This is a genomic window from Pseudomonas sp. FSL R10-0399, assembly GCF_009600165.1.
Classification (GTDB): domain Bacteria; phylum Pseudomonadota; class Gammaproteobacteria; order Pseudomonadales; family Pseudomonadaceae; genus Aquipseudomonas; species Aquipseudomonas helleri.
Genome location: NZ_WIWK01000003.1, coordinates 103,548 through 125,736, shown reverse-complemented (window position 1 = coordinate 125,736; position 22,189 = coordinate 103,548). Strand labels below are relative to the sequence as shown.

Below are 22,189 nucleotides of genomic sequence, written 5' to 3'. Positions count from 1 at the left end.
CAAGCAATACCTGGCGGGGGTCTTTCAGCGCCTGCTGCGCGAAGACCCGGAGCTGCGCAAGAAGGCTTACCAGGTGCAGGCCGACCTGTGGCTGAGCGCGGATGGCCAGGTCACCCGTGTGGTGCTGGTGCAGTCCAGCGGTGACGCCCAAACCGATGCTCAGGTGCTGGCTGCCTTGCGTGCGCCGCATGCCACGCAGCGCACTCCGGCTTCGCTGACCTTGCCGGTACGACTGTCCCTGAAGGGCCGTCGTCCGGAGTGATTGAACTTTTTTGCAGTTTTTTACAGGAGTTGTGAGCACATGATTTCCCCCGTGAATCGACTGACCCTGGCGGTCGGCATGGTCATCGCGACCCTGGTTGGCCCCGCATCGGCAGCGACTGCCGCGCCCTCGGAAAACGCCACGATCAACCTGATCCGCCTGCTGGTCGAGCAAGGCGTGCTCAAGCAAGCGGCCGCTGACGGGCTGATTGCCCAGGCCGAACGTGAAGCTCAACAAGCCCGTCAGGCCAGCGCAGCCCCGGTGGTTGCCGCTGGCCCTGTGGCAGCGCCTGGCGATGTACGGGTGCAATACGTGCCGACCGCCGTGCGTGACCAGATCCGTGATCAGGTCAAGGCTGAAGTGATGGCCACCGCCAAGCAGGAAAACTGGGCTCAGCCCAACACCTTCCCGGAGTGGGCGTCACGCATCAGTTTTGACGGCGACATCCGCCTGCGCGACGAATCCCGTTACTTCTCGGGCCACAACAGCAATGAAATCGTCGACTATGCTAAGTTGAACGAAAACGGCCCTTACGACGTTAACAAAGACAGCAACACCAAGATGCCGCCGTTGCTGAACACCCGCGAAGACCGCGAAAACCTGCTGCGCCTGCGCGCCCGTCTGGGCATGAAAGCGATCATCTCGCCGGAATGGACGGCGGGTATCCGGGTCGGCACCGGCAATGACAACAGCCCGGTATCGGCCAACCAGACCCTGGGCGGCGGTTTTGGCAAGAAAGACCTGTGGCTTGACCAGGGTTACTTGAGCTGGAAAGCCATGCCGGGCCTGACCCTGACCGGCGGCCGCTTTGCCAACCCGTTCTACTCAACGGACATGATGTACTCCAAAGACCTGAACTTTGACGGGATCGCAGCCAACTTCAATCACACGCTCAACAAGGATTGGGGGGTGTTCGCTACGTTGGGCGCGTTCCCGGTTGAGTACAGTTCGGACACCGCGAGCAGCAACGGGCTGGACAAGGAAGACAGCAAAAACAAGTGGATGTTTGGCGGCCAGATCGGCGCTGACTGGAAGCTCAACAGCGACAACAGCCTCAAGGGCGCGCTGGCTTACTATCGCTTTGAAGACCTTGAAGGCAAACGTTCTGCCCCGTGCAAGCCGTGGCAAGGCCAGCCGGGCTGCGACACCGACGGTTCCCGCCTGACCTTTATGCAAAAGGGCAACACGGTGTTCTTGCTGCGCGACATCGTGCCGAACCCGGATACACCGGGCCTCACGCCACAGCCTCAGTTTGTGGGCCTGGCCTCCAAGTTCGATGTGCTTGACCTGAATCTGGCATGGGACACCCAACTGCCGGAAAACCTGATGCTGCGCACCCAGGGCAACTACATCCGCAACCTGTCATACAACAAAGGCAAGATGCTCAAGCGCTCGGAAGGCGAGATCGTCAACAACCTCAACAGCAGCGGCGAGTTTGAGAGTGGCGGCAACGCAATGATGCTGCAATTCACCCTCGGTAACGCGCTGGAAATGCGCAAGCGTGGCGACTGGAACGTGCTCGCGGGCTACAAGTACATCCAGCCTGACGCCTTGCCGGACGGCTTCAACGATTCGTCCTTTCACCTGGGCGGCACCAATGCCAAGGGCTATTTCGTCGGCGGCAGCTACGGCATCGACAAAAACATCTACGCCAGTGCTCGTTGGTTGAGCGCCTCCGAAGTGTATGGCGCGCCGTTTGAGGTCGACGTCATGCAACTGGAACTCAACACGCGCTTTTGATGCGCCGGGAGAAACCACATGAACACCCGAATTTGCGGCCTGGTACTGGCCTTGGGCAGCCTGGCCGCGACCGGTGCATCAGCCGAAGGCATGGAGGAGCGCCTGCGCACGCAATTGCGCAGCACCACTGCGCAATTACAGACGCTGCAAAGCGAGCAGGCCCAGGCCAGCGCCGCGCGCATCGCTGCCGAAAACCAGGCCAAACAGGCGCAGGCACAGATCAAGCAATTGACCGCCGAGCTTGAGAAAACCCGAGGCATGGCCGAGCAGTTGGTGGGTCAGCAACAGAACCTGCACAACCAGGCGCAAGCCCAGGTAGCGGCGAGCAACGAACAGACCGGCAAGTTTAGAAAGGCCTATGAAGACCTTTTGCAACTGGCGCGGGGCAAAGAAGCCGAACGTGCACGCTTGCAGACGCAATTGACCGAACGTGACACACACCTGCAGCAATGTGCTGCCAAGAATCAACAGATGTACGGCGTGGCCCAGCAACTGCTCGCGGCTTACGAAAAGATCGATGTGGCTGAGGTGATGAGTATTCGCCAGCCATTCGCCAGCGGCGCACGGGTCAAGTTCGAAGAACTGGCCCAGGGCTTTGGCGACGATTTGTACAAGACCCGGTTTGATGCCCCCCAAGCAGCCCTCAATCATTGATAGACAAGGAAGCACACCATGAGCGATTTGATCACCAGCGTTACCGTCCAGACCCTGACTGAGCTGCTGCAAGCGGCAGGCTACCGCGTCAATGAAACCGAGCAGAACGGCATCGTGCAACTGCTCAGCGCCAGCCAGGGCATCGGTTTTGCCGTGCGTTTCGGTAACCCGGCAGTGGAGCAGGGCAGCTACGTTGACTTCACCTACAGCTGTGCATTGCGCGTTCAAGGCCAACTGCCACAAGGCCTGACCGAAGTGTGGAACGCCTCGCGGCGCTTTGCTCGCCTGTCGTTGCAAGGCGAGTTCTTGCTGATGGAAATGGACGTGGTCGTGGCCGGAGTCGGTGAAGTCCACCTGCGCAGCCAGCTGGAGCTGTGGGACCGCTTGCTGCAAGAGTTCATCGTGTACCTGCGTGAATACAGCCAGCAAGCGGCGCAGTTGGCAGCCCAGGCCGAGAAACAAGAACAGACCGAGTCTGTCGACAACCGCGAAGAGGCGACTGCCCTGTGAAGAAACCAACCCTGGTGGTCGGCGCGGGCGCGTTGACCTTGCTGGTGGTGGCGGTGGTTTTGAGCCTGCGTCCGGGTAGCGACCCGGTTGCCGCTCAGCAACCGGCGCCGGTCCTTGATCTGCAGCAAAGCGGCCCTGCGGTCGCCCGCCTGGGTAGTCAGCAAATAGATGTCCAGGAACTCAAGTCGGTGATGGCGACTTTACCGCCAGAGGCTCGCGAGCAACTGCGCAGCAACCGCAGCGCCCTGGAGACCTGGCTGCGTTCCCGATTGGCACAAAAGGCCGTGCTGGAACAAGCCGATGCCCAGGGCTGGCGTCAGCGCCCCGAGGTTGAGCAACAGACTCGTGCTGCCGCCGAGCAGATCGTATTCCGCGATTACATGTTGTCGGTCAGTGAAGTGCCAGCCAGCTACCCGAGCGCCGCCGAACTGCAAGCGGCCTATGACAGCGGCAAGGCTCAATGGATGACGCCGGCACAGTATCAAGTCAGCCAGATCTTCCTCGCAGTGGGCCCGGGGCAACGCGCAGAAGGGGTGCGCCGCCAGGCGCTGGAGCTAAGCCGCAAGGCTCAAGAGGCGCCGGGTGAGTTTGCAGAACTGGCGACCCAGTACTCGCAAGAACCCAACAGCGCCCGGCATGGCGGGGATATCGGGATGCAGCCGCTGGAGCAACTGCTGCCAGAGGTACGTGGCGTGGTCTCGCGGCTCAAGGTCGGGTCAGTGTCGGATGTGGTGCAAAGCTCGGCGGGTTTTCATGTGCTCAAGCTCACGGCCCAGCAGCCTGCACATACCGCCACCCTCGACGACATGCGCGAACGCCTGACCCAGGCCTTGCGCGCCCAGCGCCAGGAGCAAATCGCCATGTCGTATCTGGAAGGCATGCTCAACACGGCAACCCTGAGCATCGATGGTGCGCAGTTAAACAAAGTACTTGAGTAAACCCCGCGCAAGGACGCGACACTGCAACAGGCTGCGATTGCCAACAAAATCAACAGATCGCAGCTTGCCCCGCGCCGGCACCACGACAGGGAGTCACCCTACATGGCATTTCAAGAATCGGCTGCACCCCAAAGCAACACCGGCTACCGCAAATCCTGTGAATTGTCAGAACCAAGGATGCTTCTGGCGAACACGTTGAGTAGCGACGTGGCGCGATTTTTTCTGGTGAGCGCCCGCTGTGGTTGCTTTACCCAGGCAGCGCGCAGCCTCAACATCAAGGCCACGCTGTTACGCAGGCAATTGACCCAACTGGAAGATCGCCTCAACTGTACGCTGTTTAACTATCAGGGCCGGTCGCTGGTACTCAGCCCTGAAGGCCAACGATTGCAAGCCCAACTGATTGCCCTGGCGGACGCAGAGCAATTATCGGTGGCCATGGCCGAGCAACCGCGCATTCGCCTGGCCGTCGCCGAAACAATCCTGCACGACATTCTGGGGCGTGACCTGATTGCCTTGTTACGCCGAAATGCCAGCATCCGCCTGGACATCATCTCGCTGAAAAACCACCACGCCTTGCAAACGGTCGAGGCTGACGTGGTGCTGTGGCTCTCAGACATGGACCCAGCCCCGTCGGGCCCGAGCTTCGCCGTTGAGTCCGTCAGGCCGTTGGCGCGTTTGCACTACCTGCCGCACATCGCCAAACGTTACTCGCGGCTAATGACCCGCCCAGAAACCCTCGACGACCTGGCTGACTACATGCTGGTGCAATGGCAACCAGACCAACAGGTACAGGTGCTGCAGCCGTGGAATACGCTGGTGGAACAGCGTCAGGCTGCGGTGGTCCACGTACACGATTACTCATTGATGCTGGAAATGATCCGCTGCGGCGCCTGCATCGGTTTGCTGCCGCGCTACATGAGCCACTTTGATCGCGGCCTCACCGCCATCCCCGGGCTGCTGCCCGCCAGCCTGGAGCGGCAGGCCTGGCTGGCCGTCAATGCCGCAGCAGCATTCCCGCAAGAGGCACAGCGGCTGGTGGACCTGATCGTCAGCACCTTTGAAGGGCGTAAAGAGTGGTTTGATTGATACTCGTGGGTGCCAAGGGGTTTTTGAACAGTCGGGGAGTCAATTCGCTTTGTTGAAGGTCGTACTGAGTGTGCCCATCACACATCCGCACGATCACGTATGACAAGGAGAAGGGATGAACATCCAATTCAATGACAAACGCGCACTGGTAACGGCTTCCACCGGGGGTATCGGTTTTGCCATCGCCCAGGGCCTGGCAGAGGCGGGCGCGCAGATCGTTCTCAACGGTCGCAGTACGGAGTCTGTGGCTGAGGCCGTCGCCAGGTTGACGAAAGCGGTACCGGGCACGTCGGTGCAGGGTATTGCTGCTGACTTGAGCACCGCCGAGGGTGTTGCGGCGCTGGTTCGCGATGCGGGTGAGATCGATATTCTGGTGAACAATGCCGGTATCTATGGGCCTCAGGACTTTTACGAAACCGATGACGAGGTCTGGGACAGCTATTGGCAAACCAATGTGATGTCCGGGGTTCGCTTGAGCCGGGCGTTGCTGCCGGCCATGGTCAATAAAGGTTGGGGGCGAGTGGTGTTTATGTCGTCGGAGTCGGCACGCAATATTCCGGCTGACATGATTCATTACGGCGTGTCCAAGACAGCGCTATTGGCGTTGGCGCGAGGGTTGGCCAAGCGGGTTGCAGGTAGCGGGGTGACGGTTAACAGCGTACTGCCGGGACCGACCTTGTCCGAAGGGGTTGCAAACATGCTGAAAGACGAGGTTGAGCGTACGGGTAAAACCCTGGAGTCAGTGGCGACTGCATTTGTTTTACACAATCGGCCCAGCTCGATCATTCAGCGCGCAGCAACGGTTGAGGAAGTCGCCAACATGGTCGTCTACGTGTGTTCACCTCAAGCGTCGGCGACGACAGGGGCGGCACTGCGGGTAGACGGCGGTGTGGTAGATGACATCGTCTGACCTAACGCTCTCCATGCGGTCGTTGTCCAACCACAGGTCTATCAAGGTGGTGAGATAACGGCCGTGTTATCCAACCGGGGGGTGAATCACTCTTTTACGTCCATGAACTCTTTGGCCCAGGCCACGTAGTCTTCCGGCTGGGTGTAGGTATGGGTCAGTTCGGTCGCGCTGAGGTTATTGGTGCTGTTTGTCAGGTGACGCTGGGCACGCAGGCTGTCGTAGGTGGCCTTGATCGACGCAAAGTAGGCGGCGTGACCGGCGACGACAATGCGGACACCCAAGCTGGCCAGACGCTGGCTGTCATTGAGTTTCGGGTTGCCATAAGTCACCAGCATCAACGGCACTGTGAGCTTCTCGCTGATTTGTTCAAGCTGTGCAAAGTCGTCGATCCCCACGATGCAGATGCCGTCTGCACCGGCTTTTTCGTAAGCTTGGGTGCGTTTGATCACGTCTTCGGTAGACAACACGCCAGCGTTGGTCCGCGCGATGATCGAGAGCGCCGGGTCTACACGGGCTTCCAGGGCGGCCTTGATTTTGCCGATGCCTTCATCGATAGAAATCAGGTCGGTGGATTTACGGCCAAATTGTGCGGGCAGCAAGGTGTCTTCAATGGTCAGTGCAGCAACACCGGCACGCTCGAGTTCTTCGACGGTGCGCATCACGTTGAGGGCATTGCCATAGCCATGGTCAGCATCGGCAATGAAAGGCAACTGAGCGACGCGGCCGATACGGGTGGCCTGCTCGACGAACTCACTCAAGGTGATGAGGGCAAAATCAGGGGCTGCCAGGACTTGCAGCGACGCCACCGAGCCACCGAGGATACCGACCTCAAAACCCAGGTCAGCGGCGATACGTGCGGACATCGGGTCAAAAACCGAAGCCGTTTCGAAACACGCAGGGGTGGCAAGCAATTGGCGGAAGTTATTGCGCAGGGCGGTGTGGGACTTTTTGGGCATGATCTTTCCTGTTTCTGGCCATCATCGAATTACGATCTATGCCTGTTCATGGTTCAGCGAGACTACCACGCAGCAAAACACAGGTTTATGACGTTTCAGAATGGGCTATGCCGCAACTGCATACCTTAAGTGTGGCGAGATGCCTTTATGAAGAAAGTTTCATCAATCGGAGGCTCCATTGAGGCTGAAGCGTTTCTGCCTTTCGCGGTTGCTGTGGGCACGGACGTCGCCTCGCAAAGCTCGACAACTGCTACGGGAATGGGGGCAGGCAAATCAAAAGCACCCTCTCCCGAAAGAGAGGGTAGCCGTTAATCAGAACTGATAGTTCAGCCCCAACGTCAACGAGCGTTGCGGTGCAGGTTGGCGGCCCCACGGGCTGGTGTCGATGCCGCGGAAGTAATACTCGCGGTTGAACAGGTTGCTGATGCCCGCAGAGGCGGTCAGTACGCTGTGGTCTTGCAACTTGAACTGGCGCTCGATGGCGGTATTCCACAACCAGTAGGCGGGCAGCCGGCCGACCGAGGCAATGGCATCTTCGTCTACGCTGTTGGCGGCGTCGGTGTAGGCGCTGCTCACGTACAGGCCATCGAGGCTGTAGCTCCAGTGTTCGGCAAAACGGTAATGACCGTCGACGCTGAACTGGTTGCGCGAGGCGAAGGGCACGTCATTGCCTTTGTAGATACCGTTACGCTGCTTGGCATCGAGGTAGGCATAACTGGCGTGCAAGTCAAGGGCGGGCAGGGCTTGCGGGGTCCAGAAGATTTCACTTTCGATACCCTGGTGACGGGTGCTGCCCAGGTTGACGAAGCGGTCGGTGGTGCCGTTGTAAACGATCTGATCCTCAAAATCGATGCGGTACAGGCCCATATCTACGCGCAGGCCGTCCCAGGGTGTATAGCGCACGCCCGTTTCGTAGTTCCATGCCAGTTCAGCGCCGACTTGGCCTTCCTTGACGATCTGCGTGACTTGCGGCGGACGCAGGGATTTCTGCGCGTTGGCGTATACGTACCAGTCGTCACTGGCCTGGAAGCCGACGGTCAGGCCCGGCAACCACTCCCGGGAGGTGTTTTCGTTGGTAAAGCCGGTGATGCCGTCGTCGTAGTCCATGCGCGCATTTTCATAACGCGCGCCGGGGGTAATGGTCAGGCGGTTGTCGAACAGGCCGATGGCGTTGCTGATGTAGAACGCCTTGGCCGAGTCATTGAACTGCCAGTCACGGAACGGCGTGGTTTTGCCCGTAGCAACGCTTTGGCGGTCGACCTTGTAGTCGATGTCTTCCTTGACGTAGCGGGCACCCAGCAGCCAGGTCTGGCTGACCTGGTCGCCGTCGATGTTCATGCTCAGGCGCGGCTCGCTGCCCCAGACCTTGAAGTCTCGCGGGCCATCCTGCTTGGTGACGGCGGTGCCATCCGGGGTGAAAGGCAGGCCCACGACAAAGTTGCGGTAGCTCTTATGGGCGAAGTTGGTCCAACTGAACTGCACCGAGTCGAACGGGCCAATAGCGCCCAATTGTTGGGTGTAGGTGCCCCAGACGCGGTCGGTATTGCCTTCGAAGTTGTCCAGCGGGCGGGTCGACTGGCGCGGGTTGTCTTTGTAGTCGCGCACGCTGAGAGCGCCAGGCAGGTCCATGTCGGCGCGGTAGTGCTGAATGCCGAAGCTCAGGTCACGGTCATCGTCGATGTTCCATTGGCCACGCAGGCGGTAGTTCTGGATATCCGTGTCGGAGTGTTCACGACCGGTTTCACCGTTGATGCTGTTGAGGTCCAGTTGCAGGCCGAAATTGTCGGTCAGGTAACCGCCGGTGCCCACGTAGGTGTCCCACAGCTGGCGGCCACCGGGGTTGAAGGTGGTGCGCTCTTGAACGGTGTTTTGCCACTCGTGGGGGATGGGTTTGCTGATGAAGTTGATCACCCCGCCGACGTTGTTCGGGCCGTATTGCACCGCCGCGCCCCCGCGCACTACGTCGATACGATCCACCGTCGCCATGGTCACCGGGAACAATGACAGCCCGGTCTGGCCATAGGGCGCCAATGCCAGCGGAATCCCGTCGGACAAAGCCTGAACCCGGCCGCTGCGGCTTTCATAGAGGCCGCGCACGGCGATTTGTGGCAGTGCGCCGGTGCCGGTTTCGTCAAACACCTTGACCCCCGGCACACGTTGCAAGGCTTCATCGACCCCGCGCACGCTGGCTTTTTGCAGTTGCTCGTTGCCAATCACCGTACGGCTGCCCGCGTAGGTGCGAACTTCCGGGTCGGTGGCGCTGCCCAGCACATCGCCTTTGATCACCATGGTGCCCAAGGCTACCGGCTCAGCAGGCGGTGGCGGGGTGAGGATATTGGCCTGGGTGTCTTGCGCGACGATAAAAAACGTCTGCTCGTCGCGCTTTTGCACGTTAAGGCCATGTTTATCGAGCAGTCGGTGCAGGGCTTCTTCAGCGGTATAGCGACCTTTGAGCGCCGGGGTGGTGCTGTTGCCGACCACGTCGCTGGCGAAAATGATTTGCACGCGGGACTGTTGGGCCAGCGTATTCAGCGCTTGCTCCAGGTTGCTGCTCGGCAAGTCGACGTCGAACGTGTCCTTGTCCTGGGCATTGGCCGAGAGGGCGAACAGAAGGCTGGTAGCGAGTACAGACAGCGACAGATACTGACGCGCCGGCAAGCGTTGTTTCATGGACGGGGCTCCTGAGAACGTTAGGGTTAGTTCTATTGCCGTCACCCGCACGGCAAAACCCTACCTCGTCACTGAATTATTTTTTTGCAGGCTTGTGGGTGATGTGCAACGTACCGTCCGCATCCCGCGCCATCGTCAGGGGCAAGATATGCGGGAACAGGTCGAGCAGGTCTTCAACGTTGTCGGTGTTAAAAACGCCGCTGATGGGCAATTGCGCCAGGGCTGGATCTTCGAGGCGGATCGGCGCCTGACGATAACGCTGGATCTGCGCAATGGCCTGTGCCAGTGGGGTACGCGAGAACACCAGCTTGCGTTCTTGCCAGGCCAGCACGCCGGGCAGGTCGGCGTTACGGGTTGGCTGTAGCTGACCGTCAAGGACCGCCAACTGCTGCCCCGGAATCAGCCGCTGTTGCTGTGCCGGATCGGTGATTGACTGCACGTTGACGCTGCCGCGCACCAATGCCACGTGCACGGCATGCTCTTCGCGGGCCACATTGAACAGGGTGCCCAACACGGTCACGCGGGCAGCACCGGCATCCACCTGGAACGGGCGCCACAGCGTTTTGCTGACATCGAACAAGGCCTGTCCGCTGTTGAGTGCCACGCGACGCGAACGCAAGTGCCAACTGACTTCAACCTGGGTGCCGCTGTCGAGCACCACCCGGCTGCCGTCTGCCAGATCGAGCACGCGCCGCTCACCCAGTGCACTGCTGTACTGCTCGATGCGATAGCTGGGGTCTGTCCAGAACAGGCCTGCACCCACCAGCGCGACCAGGGCCCCAACCACCAGCGGCGTGCGCGGTTTGCGCGGCTTGGGGGTGGGCATCGGAAAGCGCTTGCGCAGCTCTTCGCGATGGCGGGCCAGGGTTTGGTCTTCGGCAGACAGCGGTTGCTCGGGTGAAGAGGGCGTGTTCATAAAGGGCCGGGCGGACGATCCAGGTGTGCGCGGCAGGCAGCGATGCCCAGACGCAAGTGTTTTTCGACGGTTTTTAGTGAAATGCCCATACGTGCGGCCACTTCAGCCTGGGGCAACTCGTGAATCTTGTGCATGACAAAGACCATCTGGCAACGTTCCGGCAATTGGCTGATGGCCTGGGTGAGCAATTCCAGCTCCCGTGCCGCCTCATACTGGCGCGGAGGTGACGGCACCGGGCAGACAGCATCCAGCGGTTCGGGCATCTCAATGAGCCAGGCCTGGCTGCGTCGCTCACTGCGGTAGCGGTTGACCGCTTGATCGTGGGAGATCTTGCGCAACAACGCCAATGGCGTGTGGACGTTATCCTTTTCGCGTTTTTCAAGCAATTGCACGCAGACGTCATGGACCACTTCGCGGGCAAAGCCACGATCGCCAAAACGCCGACGCACATGATCAACCAGCTCGTCGTAGTGACGCACCAGTGTACTGAGCAGTGAGGGTTTGACGGGGTCGAAGGGCATGATCGGCCTGAGCGGGTGCAGAGCGGCAGCAAATATAAATGAGAAATGTTTCCATTCATAGTGAAGATTGCCACAGCGTGCTTGCGCTCATGGGGGGAGGATTTACCGGCCGCAAAAGGGTTTCAAAACCCAAGAATGCGTCGTACAGTCTCGCGCGGCAAAACGCTAGTCGCTACGGCACGCACCCACGGTCAACCAAGGCATAACCATGATCGATTTGAACCAGGTCAGCGCTTTTCAACAGCAAACACAGGTCTTCGACCGCGTCTCGCTGCACATTGGCTACAACGAACGCGTGGCCATCCTTGGCCCTAACGGCGCCGGCAAAAGCACCCTGTTAAAGCTCATCAACCGCGAGATCTACCCGGTTGAACGCGAAGGCAGCTACCTGAAGCTGTTCGGCGATGAAACCGTGAACCTGTGGGCCCTGCGCAGCAAAATCGGCTTCGTGTCCCAGGACATGCAAGAGGATTACACCCCGTACACCTCGGCGCTGGATGTGGTGGTGTCCGGTTTCTTTGGCGCCATGGGCGCCCACGCTCACTTGCAGCCCAATGAAGAACAAATCACCTTGGCCCGCAACCTGATGCAGCAATTGGGCAGCGATATTGAAGAGCAGCGCATGTTCCAGCGCCTGTCCACCGGGCAAAAGCGCCGCTTGCTGCTGGCCCGCGCCCTGGTTCACCACCCGCAAGCACTGATTCTTGACGAACCCACCAGCGGCCTGGACATGGGCGCCAGCCTTGGTTTGCTGTCGCTGATGCGTAATTTCTGTGGCGAAGATCGCGCCATGATCATCACCACTCACCACATCGACGAGATCATTCCGGAAATCGACCGGGTGATTCTTATCAGCCAGGGCAAACTGATTGCCGACGGGCCCAAGCGAGAGATCCTCACCAGCGAGAAGCTTTCGGCGCTGTATCAAACTGAATTGCAAGTCTCGGAAAACAACGGCTGGTATCGTTGCTGGCACGCGTAGCAGCGCTTTAGCCCTGACAGGCCGGGCTTGGCAGCTTAACGCCCGGCAGTCGATGGCGCCTCGCCGCCCAGACCACGCCGCCCACCAACAAAGCAATCGACACCAACTCGATGAGGCTGGGCAGGCGTTGGGCGTAAAAGAAGCCATAAATACAGGCGAACAGCGTTTCAAAGACAATCAATTGCGCGCTGAGCGACGCTGCCATGCGCCGTGAGCAGGCATTCCATAACCCATTGGCAATCCACGAGCCGCAGAACGCCAGGAACAGGCATACCCACAAAAAGTCCATCCAGCGGCTGCTGTCGATGTTGGCAGGCATGAGATTGGGGAACAGCCACCAGACCACCAGGCCAAACACCACGGCGACGGTCCCGGTAGCGATGCCCAGCAGGGTAGACCATTCGCTGCTGTTGAATGCGCTGTGCTTGAGGTAACGGGCATTGTGGGTGGCGTACCACGACCAACTGATCACACCGCAGAACCCGCAAGCGATGCCCAGCAGTTGCGTGGTCAACTCAGTGCCTGATGAATGGGCACCGGTATGTTCCAGGCTGATCGATACGATTCCGAGGAATACCATCAATAAAGGCAGCTTGAGTTTACTGATTGGCAACGAGCCCGCATCGGCGCGGCCCAAAAACGTGATGGCCACCGGCATGATGCCGTTGATCAACGAGGCCGCTGTCACCCCGCTGAGCTGCACAGAGGCCCCCAGCAGCGCATAGTTCAACACGTTACCGGTGAGTGACAGACGCAGCAGCATGCTGACATCGGCGCGGCTGATTTTGGCCAGCAGGCGTGCTGCCATGGGCAGTGCAACGGCCAGGGAAATCAGGCCATACATCGCAAAGCGGACGCTGCTGATCAGTACCGCATTAAATTCCGGCAGCAAGGAGGGCCCAAGAATGACTCCGCCCCAAATGGCTCCGGCCAGCAACGCAAACACAATCCCGCTTTTCATCACGCCTACTCAAATAATGACTTTGGCGAGATTCTATCGGTAGCAATTGAACGCCACCTGCGATAAAAAATCAGTCATCCATTCCGCTGCGGAATATCTTGCTGTTTATCGCCACAAGGAACTGCATCATCAACCGTTACCTGCGTGCCTTGCCGCCTTTGGAAACCCTGATCACCTTTGAAGCAGTCGGCCGCCACTCAAGCTTTACCGGCGCTTCCAGAGAGTTGTTCCTGACCCAAAGCGCCGTGAGCAAACAAATGCGTCAGCTGGAAGACTGCATCGGCGTGCCGCTGTTCGAAAGAAAACCGCGCGGCGTCATGCTCACGCCTGCCGCGCAGGAACTGCTGATAACGGTCAATACACTCCTGACCACGCTGCACCAAAGCGTGACGCGGATCCGCAATGTGCATCAACCCAACACCGTCTCAATTTTGGCGACCCACGCTCTGGCGCAGTTTTGGCTGTTCCCCAAACTGATCGAATTCAACAAGGCCTATCCCGACATCGCCGTGCACGTGCACGCAATGAATGAATTCGATGAAGCCAGCCTCAAGGATTACGACCTGGGCATCCTCTACGGCCAAGGCGAGTGGGGTGCGCTGAACAGCGATTTTTTGATGCCGGAAATCGTTTTTCCGGTGGCTCATACCTCATTGGACGTCACAGGCATTGAAACCCTGGAACAACTGGCCAGCGCCAACCTGGTGCAGATCGACACTTCTGCCTGGCATTGCCTGGACTGGGAGCAGTGGTTTGAGCATTTCGGCATTGACTACCTCGCTCCGGAAAAAGCCCCGGTGTTCAACCAACTGACCTTGGCCTTTCGCGCGGTGCAACAAGGCATGGGCATTGGCCTGGCGTGGACCTTCATGGGCGACGAAGCCTTCGCCAAAGGCGAGCTTCAGCGCGTCACCGGGTTTGAATGCGTGACAGGGCGCGCCGAGTACCTGGTGTCGGTCAAACATCGGCCGTTGTCGCCCTGTGCGGTGGTTTTTCGGGAGTGGGTGTTGGGGATGGGGGGGCTGGCGCACGCCCAAGTAGTAATGGGTCCGAGCGCCCAAGGTTAAGCGCTCGGATTTATCAAGAGAAACAGGTCAGAGCAGCGGCGGTATGGTCGCTTGCACTGGCACTTCCAGTACCGTTGGCACGTTACGGGTGAAGGCTTCGTTGCAGGCCTTGCGTATCTCATCGAGGGTAGTGGCGCGCACCCCGTGGGCGCCATAGCCGTTTGCCAGAGCTACAAAATCCAGACCTGGCAAATCCAGCCCCGGCACGTTCGGCGTTTGTTCCAGCACGGCAAAGGACTTCAAAATCCCGTATTGCCCGTTGCGAGGCACGACAAAGAGAATCGGTAATTCGTGCTGCACCGCGGTCCATAAGCCTTGAATGGAGTATTGGAACGAGCCATCGCCGATGATCGCCAGCACGGGGCGATTGCGACCGCTGTCACGCTCAGCCAACGCAATACCGATACTGGCCGGAAGGTTCCAGCCCAGGCTGCCACTGGCAAAGGTATAAAACGAGTCGGGCTGATCCACAGGCCATGCACTGTGCAGCTCTGCGAGGTTAGAAGGCGACTCCTCAATCAGAACCGTATTGGCGGGCATTGCAGCGCGCAGGGCCTGGAACACACTGAGCGATGACAACAGTCCATCAGCGCTTTCTGCGTGCGTGGCTGCCGGGTGCGGAGCCAAGCCATGTGCCTGGCGCTTGACCGCAGCACTGCCAACAGGACGCGGCTTGACCTGAGCAATCAAGGCATCAAGTGACAGGACCGCATCCCCCAGCAAACTATCGCCGACCGGTGCACGGGCTGCCTCACTGGGGTCGTCAGTGATGTGCAAAAGGCGTAAGCCCGCAGGCAAGTAGTCGCCGGCAACGTAGGGATAATAGCGAAACACCGGGGCGCCAATGACGATGGCCAAATCATGACCGGCAAGCTTCTGCGATAAAGGCGCAATAGCAAAAGGCAAGCCGCCGGCGTACAGCGGATGGCTTTCCGGGAAAGGAGGGCGCTCAGAAGCAGGCGCGGCGTACACCGTGGCCTGCAACTGCTCAGCAAGGGCAATGGCTTGCGGCCAGCCTTGACCACGGGCGATGGCCGCACCATAAATCAGCGCCGGATTACTGGCCTGGGACAACGCCTGAGCAAACGCGCTGAGCACCTCAGGATCCGGAGCAATTCGCGTGGCCACCGAGCGCACAAGGGCAGGGCCTTTGGCAGGCTTGTCCCAATCATCCAGTGGAATCGACAAAAACACCGGCCCGGCCGGCGGCTGCACGGCGATGGCGTAAGCGCGCATAAACGCGGCCGGGACATCTTCGGCGCAAACCGGCTCATAACTCCACTTCACCCAAGGCTTGGGCAAAAGAGCTGGCTCAACGTTGGTCAGCCACGGCTCCATCAGCAACATGTCCCGGGTTTGGTTGCCCGCGGTGATGATCAACGGCGTTCTGTTCTGGAACGCGGTCAAAATGTTGCTCATGGCATTGCTCAACCCGGCACTGGTATGCACGTTAACGATCGCCGGTCGCCGATTGGCCTGCGCAAAACCATCCGCCGCGCCAACCGCAGAAGACTCATGCAGTGTTTGAATGTAGCGAAAATCGGCCGGGAAATCCTTGAGAAAGGTCTCCTCAGTCGAGCCAGGATTGCCAAACATCGTGGTAAGCCCCAGCTCTCGTAGCAACTGATACGTCACATCGCGGACGGTTTTGCCTGTCATGGAAACTCCGATCAATTCAAATTGATGACATTGCGAAATAGCTGATGGGCAGAGTAGTTATTTCGCGTGTGTTCACCACAAGCCAGCGCTGGTACTGCGCGGTGATCAGATCGGAGGGTAGGCGAAGAGGGGGGTTAGAGGGTTATGGGCGACGAGTGGCGTGAGCGTGGGCGTGGGTATGGAGGATCAGGTTAAAGGCAGGCGTTTGACCCGTGAGGCGATTATATTTATTATCCCGAAAAACTACCGACCGGTAGGTTGTTAATATATCGAGATCAAATAATGAATACCGTGCAACAGCAGCGGGTCCCTATGAAGTTAGCGATTGGCTTAGGGGCAATAGGGGCCTTGGGACCTTCCGCAGTGGACATGTACCTTTCTAGCCTTCCCGAAATTGCGCGTGATTACGACGCAGGCTTCGCCAGTGTCCAACTCACTTTGACATTTTTCCTGCTTGCCATGGGGGCAGGGCAACTACTGTTCGGACCCTTCGTGGACGCCTACGGGCGTAGACGGCCGCTATTGATCGGGTTGGTCGTGTTTATCCTTTGCTCCTTGGGCTCGGCGTGGGCGCCAACGCTCTCAGTATTGTTGGGTTTTCGCTTCGTACAAGGCCTTGGGAGTGCGCTGACGCTGGTGGTGATCATGAGCACCGTACGTGATGTCAGCCGAGGGGCAACGGCAACCAAACTGTTTGCCTTGTTAATGACTATCGAAGGTGTGGCGCCCATCTTGGCTCCGGCATTGGGTGGATTTATAGACTCGTATTTTGGTTGGCGGGCAGTGATGCTCACCCTCGCCATTCTTGGCATGGCGGTGCTCATCAACAGTTGGCTGAACCTGCCTGAAACCTTGGCAACAGACAAACGTGAACCCTTGCGACTAGGCGCTGCGTGCCGTACTTACCTGGCAATCGGGAGCGACCGACGCTTTCTACTGCCTACGCTGGCCGTTGCTGCGGTGTTTTTTTTCCTGTTCGCCTATATCGGTGGCGCGACTCTGGTGTACCAAGAGATCTACGGGCTGACGCCGCAAGCTTTCGGAGTCCTGTTTGGTGTGACAGGCTGCTCAATCCTGTGTGGAGCAATGGTCGCTGGCAGGTTAATCACTACGCTAGGCCTCAAACGTCTTACATGGATCGGTGTGAGCTGCATTGTTTTAGGCGCATTCACGACGTTAGTAGCGACCGTCACAGGCGTTGGGCTTGCAGGTATTGTTACGGGCATGGCGCTGGCACTGTTCGGGTTGGGTATCGCTGAGTCGACGCTAATGTCGCTGGTCATGTCTTCCCAAGAGCGCGCCCTGGGGTCGACGGCAGCGTTGCTGGGGGCCTTTGAACTAACTGTCTCATCGAGCGCCACACCCATTTCGGCTATAGCATTGACGCATGGGGCCGTCGCATGGACGGTGCTGCTGAGTCTGAGTGCATTGATAGTAAGCGCCTTGACATGGATTAGCCTGTCTACAAGCGATGATGCTTCCTTTAACATCGCTGGGCACTGAGAAAAGGGCAATTGATGACTTCAACGACTTTAACCCCGGCAGCGGAACGGATTGTTCATGTTGCCTTGTTACACTTTGCCGATCGCGGCTACGACGCGGCATCACTCAATGACATCGCCGGCAGCGCCGGGATCAAAAAAGCCTCGCTGTACGCTCATTTTTCTGGAAAGGATGAGTTGTACACGGCTGTCTTGAACCTGGCGTTGCAAAGTGAGCAGGCCTACGTAAGCGGGCAATTCTCGACTACACAGGCAAACCAGGCTCCTGGTGAGCGTTATGTTGACAACCTGCAAGGACGATACGCCGAAAGTGCAGCGTTACGGTTCTTGCTGCGCGCAGCTTTTTATCCACCTGCGGCCATTGAGCAAAACGTCAAATCCGGTTTCGAACGTTATTTGGCTGATATACGACGGCTTTTCCAGGCGTCTCTGAAAGACACCTATCCGGCGTTTGAACAAAAACATGCCGACTTGCTGGCCGAGGCCTATCTGGCGTTGATCGACAGCTTGAATGTCGAACTTATCTATGGAGACGAGGCCGCCTATGCACGGCGTTTCGATGCGCTGCGCGAGTTGTTCAGCATGATTTGTTTGCCGTTGGTGAGAGGTAATGTGCCTGAGTAGGCTCGGGCGCAAAGTGATCTGTATCGATCAGCTTGCTGGAGCAATAGATGAGTCTTTTCTGACGACTTGCCATGTGCACACGAAGTACATGGCTTGTTCAGAGAGTTGACGGCAGATGCGGGCTGTTAAACCTGTGGGGGGGCTAGAAAATCTTCGCGGCATGAAACATCATTTAACATAATATACATTATGCGAATAATTACATTACGCCCACAGCCACGGCGTAGGTCAGATTTCAAGCCAGGAAATCGCGTTCCTGGAATTTCCCCCTCAATCCATCTCTACCAATCCACACCCACCACATGCGAACCTCTCAACACTCGCCTTGCATACATAATCACCACCGTCGCATATCCCAATTCTTTGGAACTAAAGATGATCAGAAGATTTGAACCACGCGACATGGATCGACTGCTGGATATCTGGCTGAGTGCATCCATCAAGGCACATGATTTTATCGACGCGTCTTTTTGGCAAGCCAATATTGAGTCGATGCGAGACGTTTATATTCCAAGCTGGGAGACTTTTGTCATTGAGGGTTCGTCAGGCGTCTTGGGGTTTGATTCTTTGTTGGATAACCAATTGGCTGCTTTGTTTGTTGATCCCGCGTATCAATGTAAAGGCTTTGGTAAGCAGTTACTCGATCATGCCAAGTGTCTTCGCAAGGAGTTGAGCCTTGCGGTTTACAAGGAAAACACGTCCAGTGTCGGCTTCTACACGTCGCAGGGTTTTAAACGGGTCAAAGAGCAAATTGACGAGCAAACAGGCCACGCCGAATATCTGATGTGCTACCCAGGCTAATTTTTGTGCTAGATTTCGCCTCTTGCTACAGGCCCTCACACATGGAGAAAGCATTGTGTTTGCAGTAGGAATATCGATGTTAGCCGTGGGTTTAGGCACTGGAAACGCTGGTTTTTGGATACCGGGCTGTGTCTTGATGGCTGTAGGGTTGTCTCAAAAATCCAGCAGAAAATGAATAACACTGGCCTGTTCAGTAGCACGCATATGTTTAGCCAGTGCATCTTCTAAGCACTATTTGGATATAACTCAACTAAACAGTCATTTAGTAGAGTTAAATAACCGCAACTTTTAGCTTTTTACTTTCCTTTATACGCCACCCGCCTTTGTTCGCGTTCTGCGGCAAATTGTTCGCTCATTTTTGCTTCCAGATCTTTACGCTCAACGTGTACGCCACAGTTTGGGCACACAGTCCCCAAACCAATGTCGTGCCCGCACTCGCGATGGGTAAAACGTACGGCAATCTCTTCTTCCTCGCCTTTGGACCAGGTTTCTCCCCATGCACGCAGCGCGTAGATGACGGGATAAAACGCCCGGCCTTTTTCGGTGAGTCGATATTCATGGCGCAACGGTTTTTGGCTGTATGGGTGACGTTCGATCAGCCCGCCCGCCTCCATGGCTTTAAGGCGCGTCGTGAGCATTTGCGGTGTCGCTTTGGTCTGGATTTGTATTTCTTCGAAGCGAGTGGCGCCCATAAACAGTTCACGCAGGATCAGCAGGGTCCATCGGTCACCCACAATGTCTAACGACCGCGCTACCGGGCATACCGTGTCGGCTATTTCTGCATCACGTTTCACGCTGTACCTCCCGATCTAACTATTAAATTCATAGTAACACGAGCAGTTTTGGCCGCGCACGTGCACTGCCCTCCTCTCATCTAGAGTCACTGTTAAGGATGGTTTTACGCAGGTGTGAATGTCTCTGGCAGCCCAACGGTTGTTGACGCTATGATTTTCATAGTGCTAGATTTTGCTGACTGCATTCGATCTGTGAGAGATCACAAGGCATCAGACCACGGGGTCTTGGGTCGCAATTATCTTATGAGTGGAGAACGCCATGACTCATCCCGTCTACCGCGCGGAGCGCACTGGTTTGCTGCTGGTTGATCCGTATAACGACTTTCTATCGCACGGTGGCAAGCTGTTTCCGTTGCTCAAGGAAGTCGCAGACGAGGTTCATCTGCTGGACAATCTTCGCGCTACGGTCGCTGCAGCCCGCGCTGCTGATGTCCAGGTGTTTTACGTGCCGCACCGTCGCTGGCAGCCAGGTGATTACGACAACTGGGACCACCCCAACCCGACCCAACGCCTGGTGCAGCAACGCCACACATTTGCCAAGGGCACATGGGGCGGTGAATGGCACCCGGACTTCGTGCCGCAAGACGGCGACATCATCATTCAGGAACACTGGGGCCAAAGCGGGTTCGCCAATACCGATCTGGACTTTCAGTTGAAGCAGCAAGGCATCACCCATGTGATCGTCATCGGCCTGCTTGCCAATACCTGCATCGAATCCACAAGCCGCTTTGCGATGGAGCTGGGTTATCACGTCACCCTCGTGCGCGACGCCACGGCAGCCTTCAAAAAAGAAATGATGCATGCCGCCCATGAACTGAACGGCCCGACTTTCGCTCACGAAATTTTGACGACAGCCGATGTGACCACTTCCCTGAACGCTGCCACCCGCGCCTGACGCCGTAGGAACTCGCCATGAAACTCACAGGTCATTTGCTTATCGGCGCTCAGGAAGTATCTGCTACCGCCGGCACCATGAAAGCGCTGAACCCCGCAACGAACACCGAGATAGAACCTTCGTTCGCATTGGGTGGCTCAGCCGAAGTCGATCGTGCCGCGCAGTTGGCCGACGACGCATTCGACAGCTTTAACAACTCCAGTCTGGCCGACCGAGCGGCGTTTTTAGAGCGTATCGCCGACGGACTTGAGGCGATCACCGCCGAACTTGCGCAACGCATTTCACTGGAAAGTGGTTTACCAGTCGCACAACTTGAAGGTGAAACAGCGAAAGCGGCGACTCAGTTTCGTCAATTTGCCGCGGTTGTCCATCAAGGGCGATTCCGCCAGGCGGCCATTGATCCGGCGCAGCCCGAGCGTCAACCGCGTGCGCGGATGGATCATCGTTTACAAAAAATTGCCCTGGGGCCGGTGGCGATCTTCGGTGCGAGTAACTTTCCGATCTCCTATTCAGTGGCCGGCGGCGATACCGCTTCGGCGCTGGCGGCAGGCTGCCCTGTGATCTTGAAAGCGCACAACGCTCACCCCGGCGGATCGGAACTGATGGGCCGGGTCATTCAGCAAGCAGTTAAAGACGCTGGCCTGCACGAGGGCGTGTTTTCATTGGTTCGCGGCGGTGGTAATGAGATCGGCGAGGCGCTGGTTGATCATCCGCTGATCAAGGGCGTCACCTTCACCGGTTCGGAAGTGGGCGGCATGGCACTCTACCGCCGGGCACAACTGCGTCCGGATCCGATTCCGGTCTTCACTGAAATGACCAGCGTCAACCCGACCTTCATATTGCCCGCAGCCCTCGCAACCCGCGGTGGTGAGATCGGTGACGGGTTTGCAGAGCGGATGCTGGTCACTGTTGGCCAAGCCTGCCTGAAACCTGCCATTTTGCTAGCAGTCGACGGCCCCGGTTATGTCGACCTGAAGAGCGCAATGATTGCCCGCGTCCAGGCCATGCAAGCGCGCACCATGCTCACACCAGGCATCAACAGTGCCTATCGCAAGAATGTCGAGCGGCAGAGCAATGCGGGTGCGCAACTCATCGCGGCTGGCAGTGAAGCGCAACGCCCATGGGACGGCCAGTCGGTGCTTTTCGAAGTTGACGGTGCGCAGATGCTGGCTGATGCAACACTGGGGCAGGAAGTTTTCGGGCCTGCTGCGCTACTGGTGCGTGTCAGCGATACAGAGCAACTGATCACACTGGCCAAACAGTTCCAGGGCCAATTGAGTGCGACGATGCAGATTGACCAGGCCGATCACCCCTTCGCCGCCCGCTTGTTACCTATTCTGGAACGTCGCACGGGCCGCATTGTGATCAACGCGTTCGCGCATCCCCAAGAAGTGTCCTATGCGTCGATTCACGGCGGGCCTTTTCCTGCAACGTCAGACAGTCGTTTTACCTCGGTGGCATGACGGCAATCGAGCGCTTCCTGCGGCCGGTCTGCTACCAGGGCTTCCCGGACGACTTGCTGCCTGAAGCCTTGAAGCACAACAATCCGGCGGGTATCTGGCGCCTGACTGAAGGTGAACTGGCTAAAGCCTGATCTAAACCAGCCCCACGAAGGCGGCATCGTGCCCGTTCGTGGGGCCCGCAAGCAGCAAACAAACCCGCCACTCTCCTTCTGTATCGCCCACCTTCTCCCCTCAATTGTTACGCGCTCCACAACAGTGTTTCTCGTTCATGGCGACTG

20 protein-coding genes and 1 pseudogene are annotated in these 22,189 nt (G+C 57.9%); 14 read left to right on the top strand and 7 right to left on the bottom strand.

Features of this window, described 5'->3' with window-relative positions:
- From GHO41_RS01740 to GHO41_RS01710, 7 genes are all read left to right on the top strand, one after another.
- The coding region (locus GHO41_RS01740) for an energy transducer TonB (protein ID WP_153432795.1) at positions 1 to 262 on the top strand (262 nt) is incomplete at its 5' end.
- Between the two features lie 39 nt (positions 263 to 301).
- Complete coding sequence (locus tag GHO41_RS01735; RefSeq protein ID WP_153432793.1) at positions 302 to 2,002, top strand: putative porin; 1,701 nt, start codon at positions 302 to 304, stop codon at positions 2,000 to 2,002.
- A gap of 18 nt (positions 2,003 to 2,020) precedes the next feature.
- The gene (locus GHO41_RS01730) at positions 2,021 to 2,656 is read left to right on the top strand and encodes a DNA repair protein (RefSeq protein WP_153432791.1); all 636 of its coding nucleotides are present in this window, start codon (positions 2,021 to 2,023) and stop codon (positions 2,654 to 2,656) included.
- Between the two features lie 18 nt (positions 2,657 to 2,674).
- Positions 2,675 to 3,166: a YbjN domain-containing protein gene (locus tag GHO41_RS01725; protein WP_048372128.1), complete on the top strand. Its 492-nt coding sequence runs from the start codon at positions 2,675 to 2,677 to the stop codon at positions 3,164 to 3,166.
- Positions 3,163 to 4,104: a peptidylprolyl isomerase gene (locus GHO41_RS01720; protein WP_371928804.1), complete on the top strand. Its 942-nt coding sequence runs from the start codon at positions 3,163 to 3,165 to the stop codon at positions 4,102 to 4,104. Before GHO41_RS01725 ends, GHO41_RS01720 begins: the two co-directional genes overlap by 4 nt.
- A gap of 102 nt (positions 4,105 to 4,206) precedes the next feature.
- Positions 4,207 to 5,190, top strand: a complete 984-nt coding sequence (locus GHO41_RS01715) for a LysR family transcriptional regulator (protein ID WP_153432789.1) — start codon at positions 4,207 to 4,209, stop codon at positions 5,188 to 5,190.
- Between the two features lie 115 nt (positions 5,191 to 5,305).
- Positions 5,306 to 6,100 carry an SDR family NAD(P)-dependent oxidoreductase gene (locus GHO41_RS01710; protein WP_153326373.1) on the top strand — a complete coding sequence of 265 codons (795 nt, stop codon included), beginning with the start codon at positions 5,306 to 5,308 and terminating at the stop codon, positions 6,098 to 6,100.
- A gap of 86 nt (positions 6,101 to 6,186) precedes the next feature.
- Here the strand turns inward: GHO41_RS01710 and GHO41_RS01705 are convergent, their stop codons facing one another.
- The 4 genes from GHO41_RS01705 to GHO41_RS01690 all read right to left on the bottom strand — a co-directional run bounded on the left by GHO41_RS01705 (position 6,187) and on the right by GHO41_RS01690 (position 11,163).
- Positions 6,187 to 7,056, bottom strand: a complete 870-nt coding sequence (locus GHO41_RS01705; RefSeq protein ID WP_048372137.1) for an oxaloacetate decarboxylase — start codon at positions 7,054 to 7,056, stop codon at positions 6,187 to 6,189.
- A gap of 312 nt (positions 7,057 to 7,368) precedes the next feature.
- Entirely contained in the window at positions 7,369 to 9,726 is a 2,358-nt protein-coding gene (locus GHO41_RS01700) for a TonB-dependent receptor (protein WP_153432787.1), read from the bottom strand.
- 76 nt (positions 9,727 to 9,802) lie between these two features.
- Positions 9,803 to 10,642, bottom strand: a complete 840-nt coding sequence (locus GHO41_RS01695; protein WP_153432785.1) for a FecR family protein — start codon at positions 10,640 to 10,642, stop codon at positions 9,803 to 9,805.
- Positions 10,639 to 11,163: an RNA polymerase sigma factor gene (locus GHO41_RS01690; protein ID WP_153432783.1), complete on the bottom strand. Its 525-nt coding sequence runs from the start codon at positions 11,161 to 11,163 to the stop codon at positions 10,639 to 10,641. Before GHO41_RS01690 ends, GHO41_RS01695 begins: the two co-directional genes overlap by 4 nt.
- Before the next feature lie 208 nt (positions 11,164 to 11,371).
- Here GHO41_RS01690 and GHO41_RS01685 point away from each other — a divergent pair, with 208 nt between their 5' ends.
- Positions 11,372 to 12,145 (top strand): ABC transporter ATP-binding protein, encoded by a 774-nt coding sequence (locus GHO41_RS01685; RefSeq protein WP_048372143.1) that lies wholly within the window; start codon positions 11,372 to 11,374, stop codon positions 12,143 to 12,145.
- A gap of 7 nt (positions 12,146 to 12,152) precedes the next feature.
- Here the strand turns inward: GHO41_RS01685 and GHO41_RS01680 are convergent, their stop codons facing one another.
- Positions 12,153 to 13,109, bottom strand: coding sequence for a DMT family transporter (locus tag GHO41_RS01680; protein ID WP_371928802.1), 957 nt, complete (start codon positions 13,107 to 13,109; stop codon positions 12,153 to 12,155).
- Between the two features lie 95 nt (positions 13,110 to 13,204).
- Between GHO41_RS01680 and GHO41_RS01675 the strand changes: the two genes are divergently transcribed.
- Positions 13,205 to 14,173 (top strand): LysR substrate-binding domain-containing protein, encoded by a 969-nt coding sequence (locus tag GHO41_RS01675; RefSeq protein WP_153432779.1) that lies wholly within the window; start codon positions 13,205 to 13,207, stop codon positions 14,171 to 14,173.
- 27 nt (positions 14,174 to 14,200) lie between these two features.
- Here GHO41_RS01675 and mdlC read toward each other — a convergent pair whose 3' ends face one another.
- Positions 14,201 to 15,832, bottom strand: a complete 1,632-nt coding sequence (mdlC, locus tag GHO41_RS01670; protein WP_153432778.1) for a benzoylformate decarboxylase — start codon at positions 15,830 to 15,832, stop codon at positions 14,201 to 14,203.
- Between the two features lie 282 nt (positions 15,833 to 16,114).
- Here mdlC and GHO41_RS01665 point away from each other — a divergent pair, with 282 nt between their 5' ends.
- The 3 genes from GHO41_RS01665 to GHO41_RS01655 all read left to right on the top strand — a co-directional run bounded on the left by GHO41_RS01665 (position 16,115) and on the right by GHO41_RS01655 (position 18,759).
- Positions 16,115 to 17,335, top strand: a complete 1,221-nt coding sequence (locus GHO41_RS01665) for a multidrug effflux MFS transporter (RefSeq protein WP_153432776.1) — start codon at positions 16,115 to 16,117, stop codon at positions 17,333 to 17,335.
- Positions 17,336 to 17,349: 14 nt separating this feature from the next.
- A complete protein-coding gene (locus GHO41_RS01660) occupies positions 17,350 to 17,958 on the top strand; it encodes a TetR/AcrR family transcriptional regulator (RefSeq protein ID WP_153432774.1) in 609 nt (202 codons plus the stop codon).
- A 375-nt stretch (positions 17,959 to 18,333) separates the two neighbouring features.
- A complete protein-coding gene (locus GHO41_RS01655) occupies positions 18,334 to 18,759 on the top strand; it encodes a GNAT family N-acetyltransferase (protein ID WP_153432772.1) in 426 nt (141 codons plus the stop codon).
- A gap of 296 nt (positions 18,760 to 19,055) precedes the next feature.
- Here the strand turns inward: GHO41_RS01655 and GHO41_RS01650 are convergent, their stop codons facing one another.
- The gene (locus GHO41_RS01650) at positions 19,056 to 19,553 is read right to left on the bottom strand and encodes a helix-turn-helix domain-containing protein (protein WP_323368825.1); all 498 of its coding nucleotides are present in this window, start codon (positions 19,551 to 19,553) and stop codon (positions 19,056 to 19,058) included.
- 259 nt (positions 19,554 to 19,812) lie between these two features.
- On the opposite strand from GHO41_RS01650, the gene GHO41_RS01645 reads away from it, so the two are divergent.
- Positions 19,813 to 20,448, top strand: coding sequence for an isochorismatase family cysteine hydrolase (locus GHO41_RS01645; protein WP_153432771.1), 636 nt, complete (start codon positions 19,813 to 19,815; stop codon positions 20,446 to 20,448).
- A gap of 17 nt (positions 20,449 to 20,465) precedes the next feature.
- A pseudogene (locus GHO41_RS01640) lies at positions 20,466 to 22,042 on the top strand (aldehyde dehydrogenase (NADP(+))).
- Positions 22,043 to 22,189: the final 147 nt, after the last annotated feature.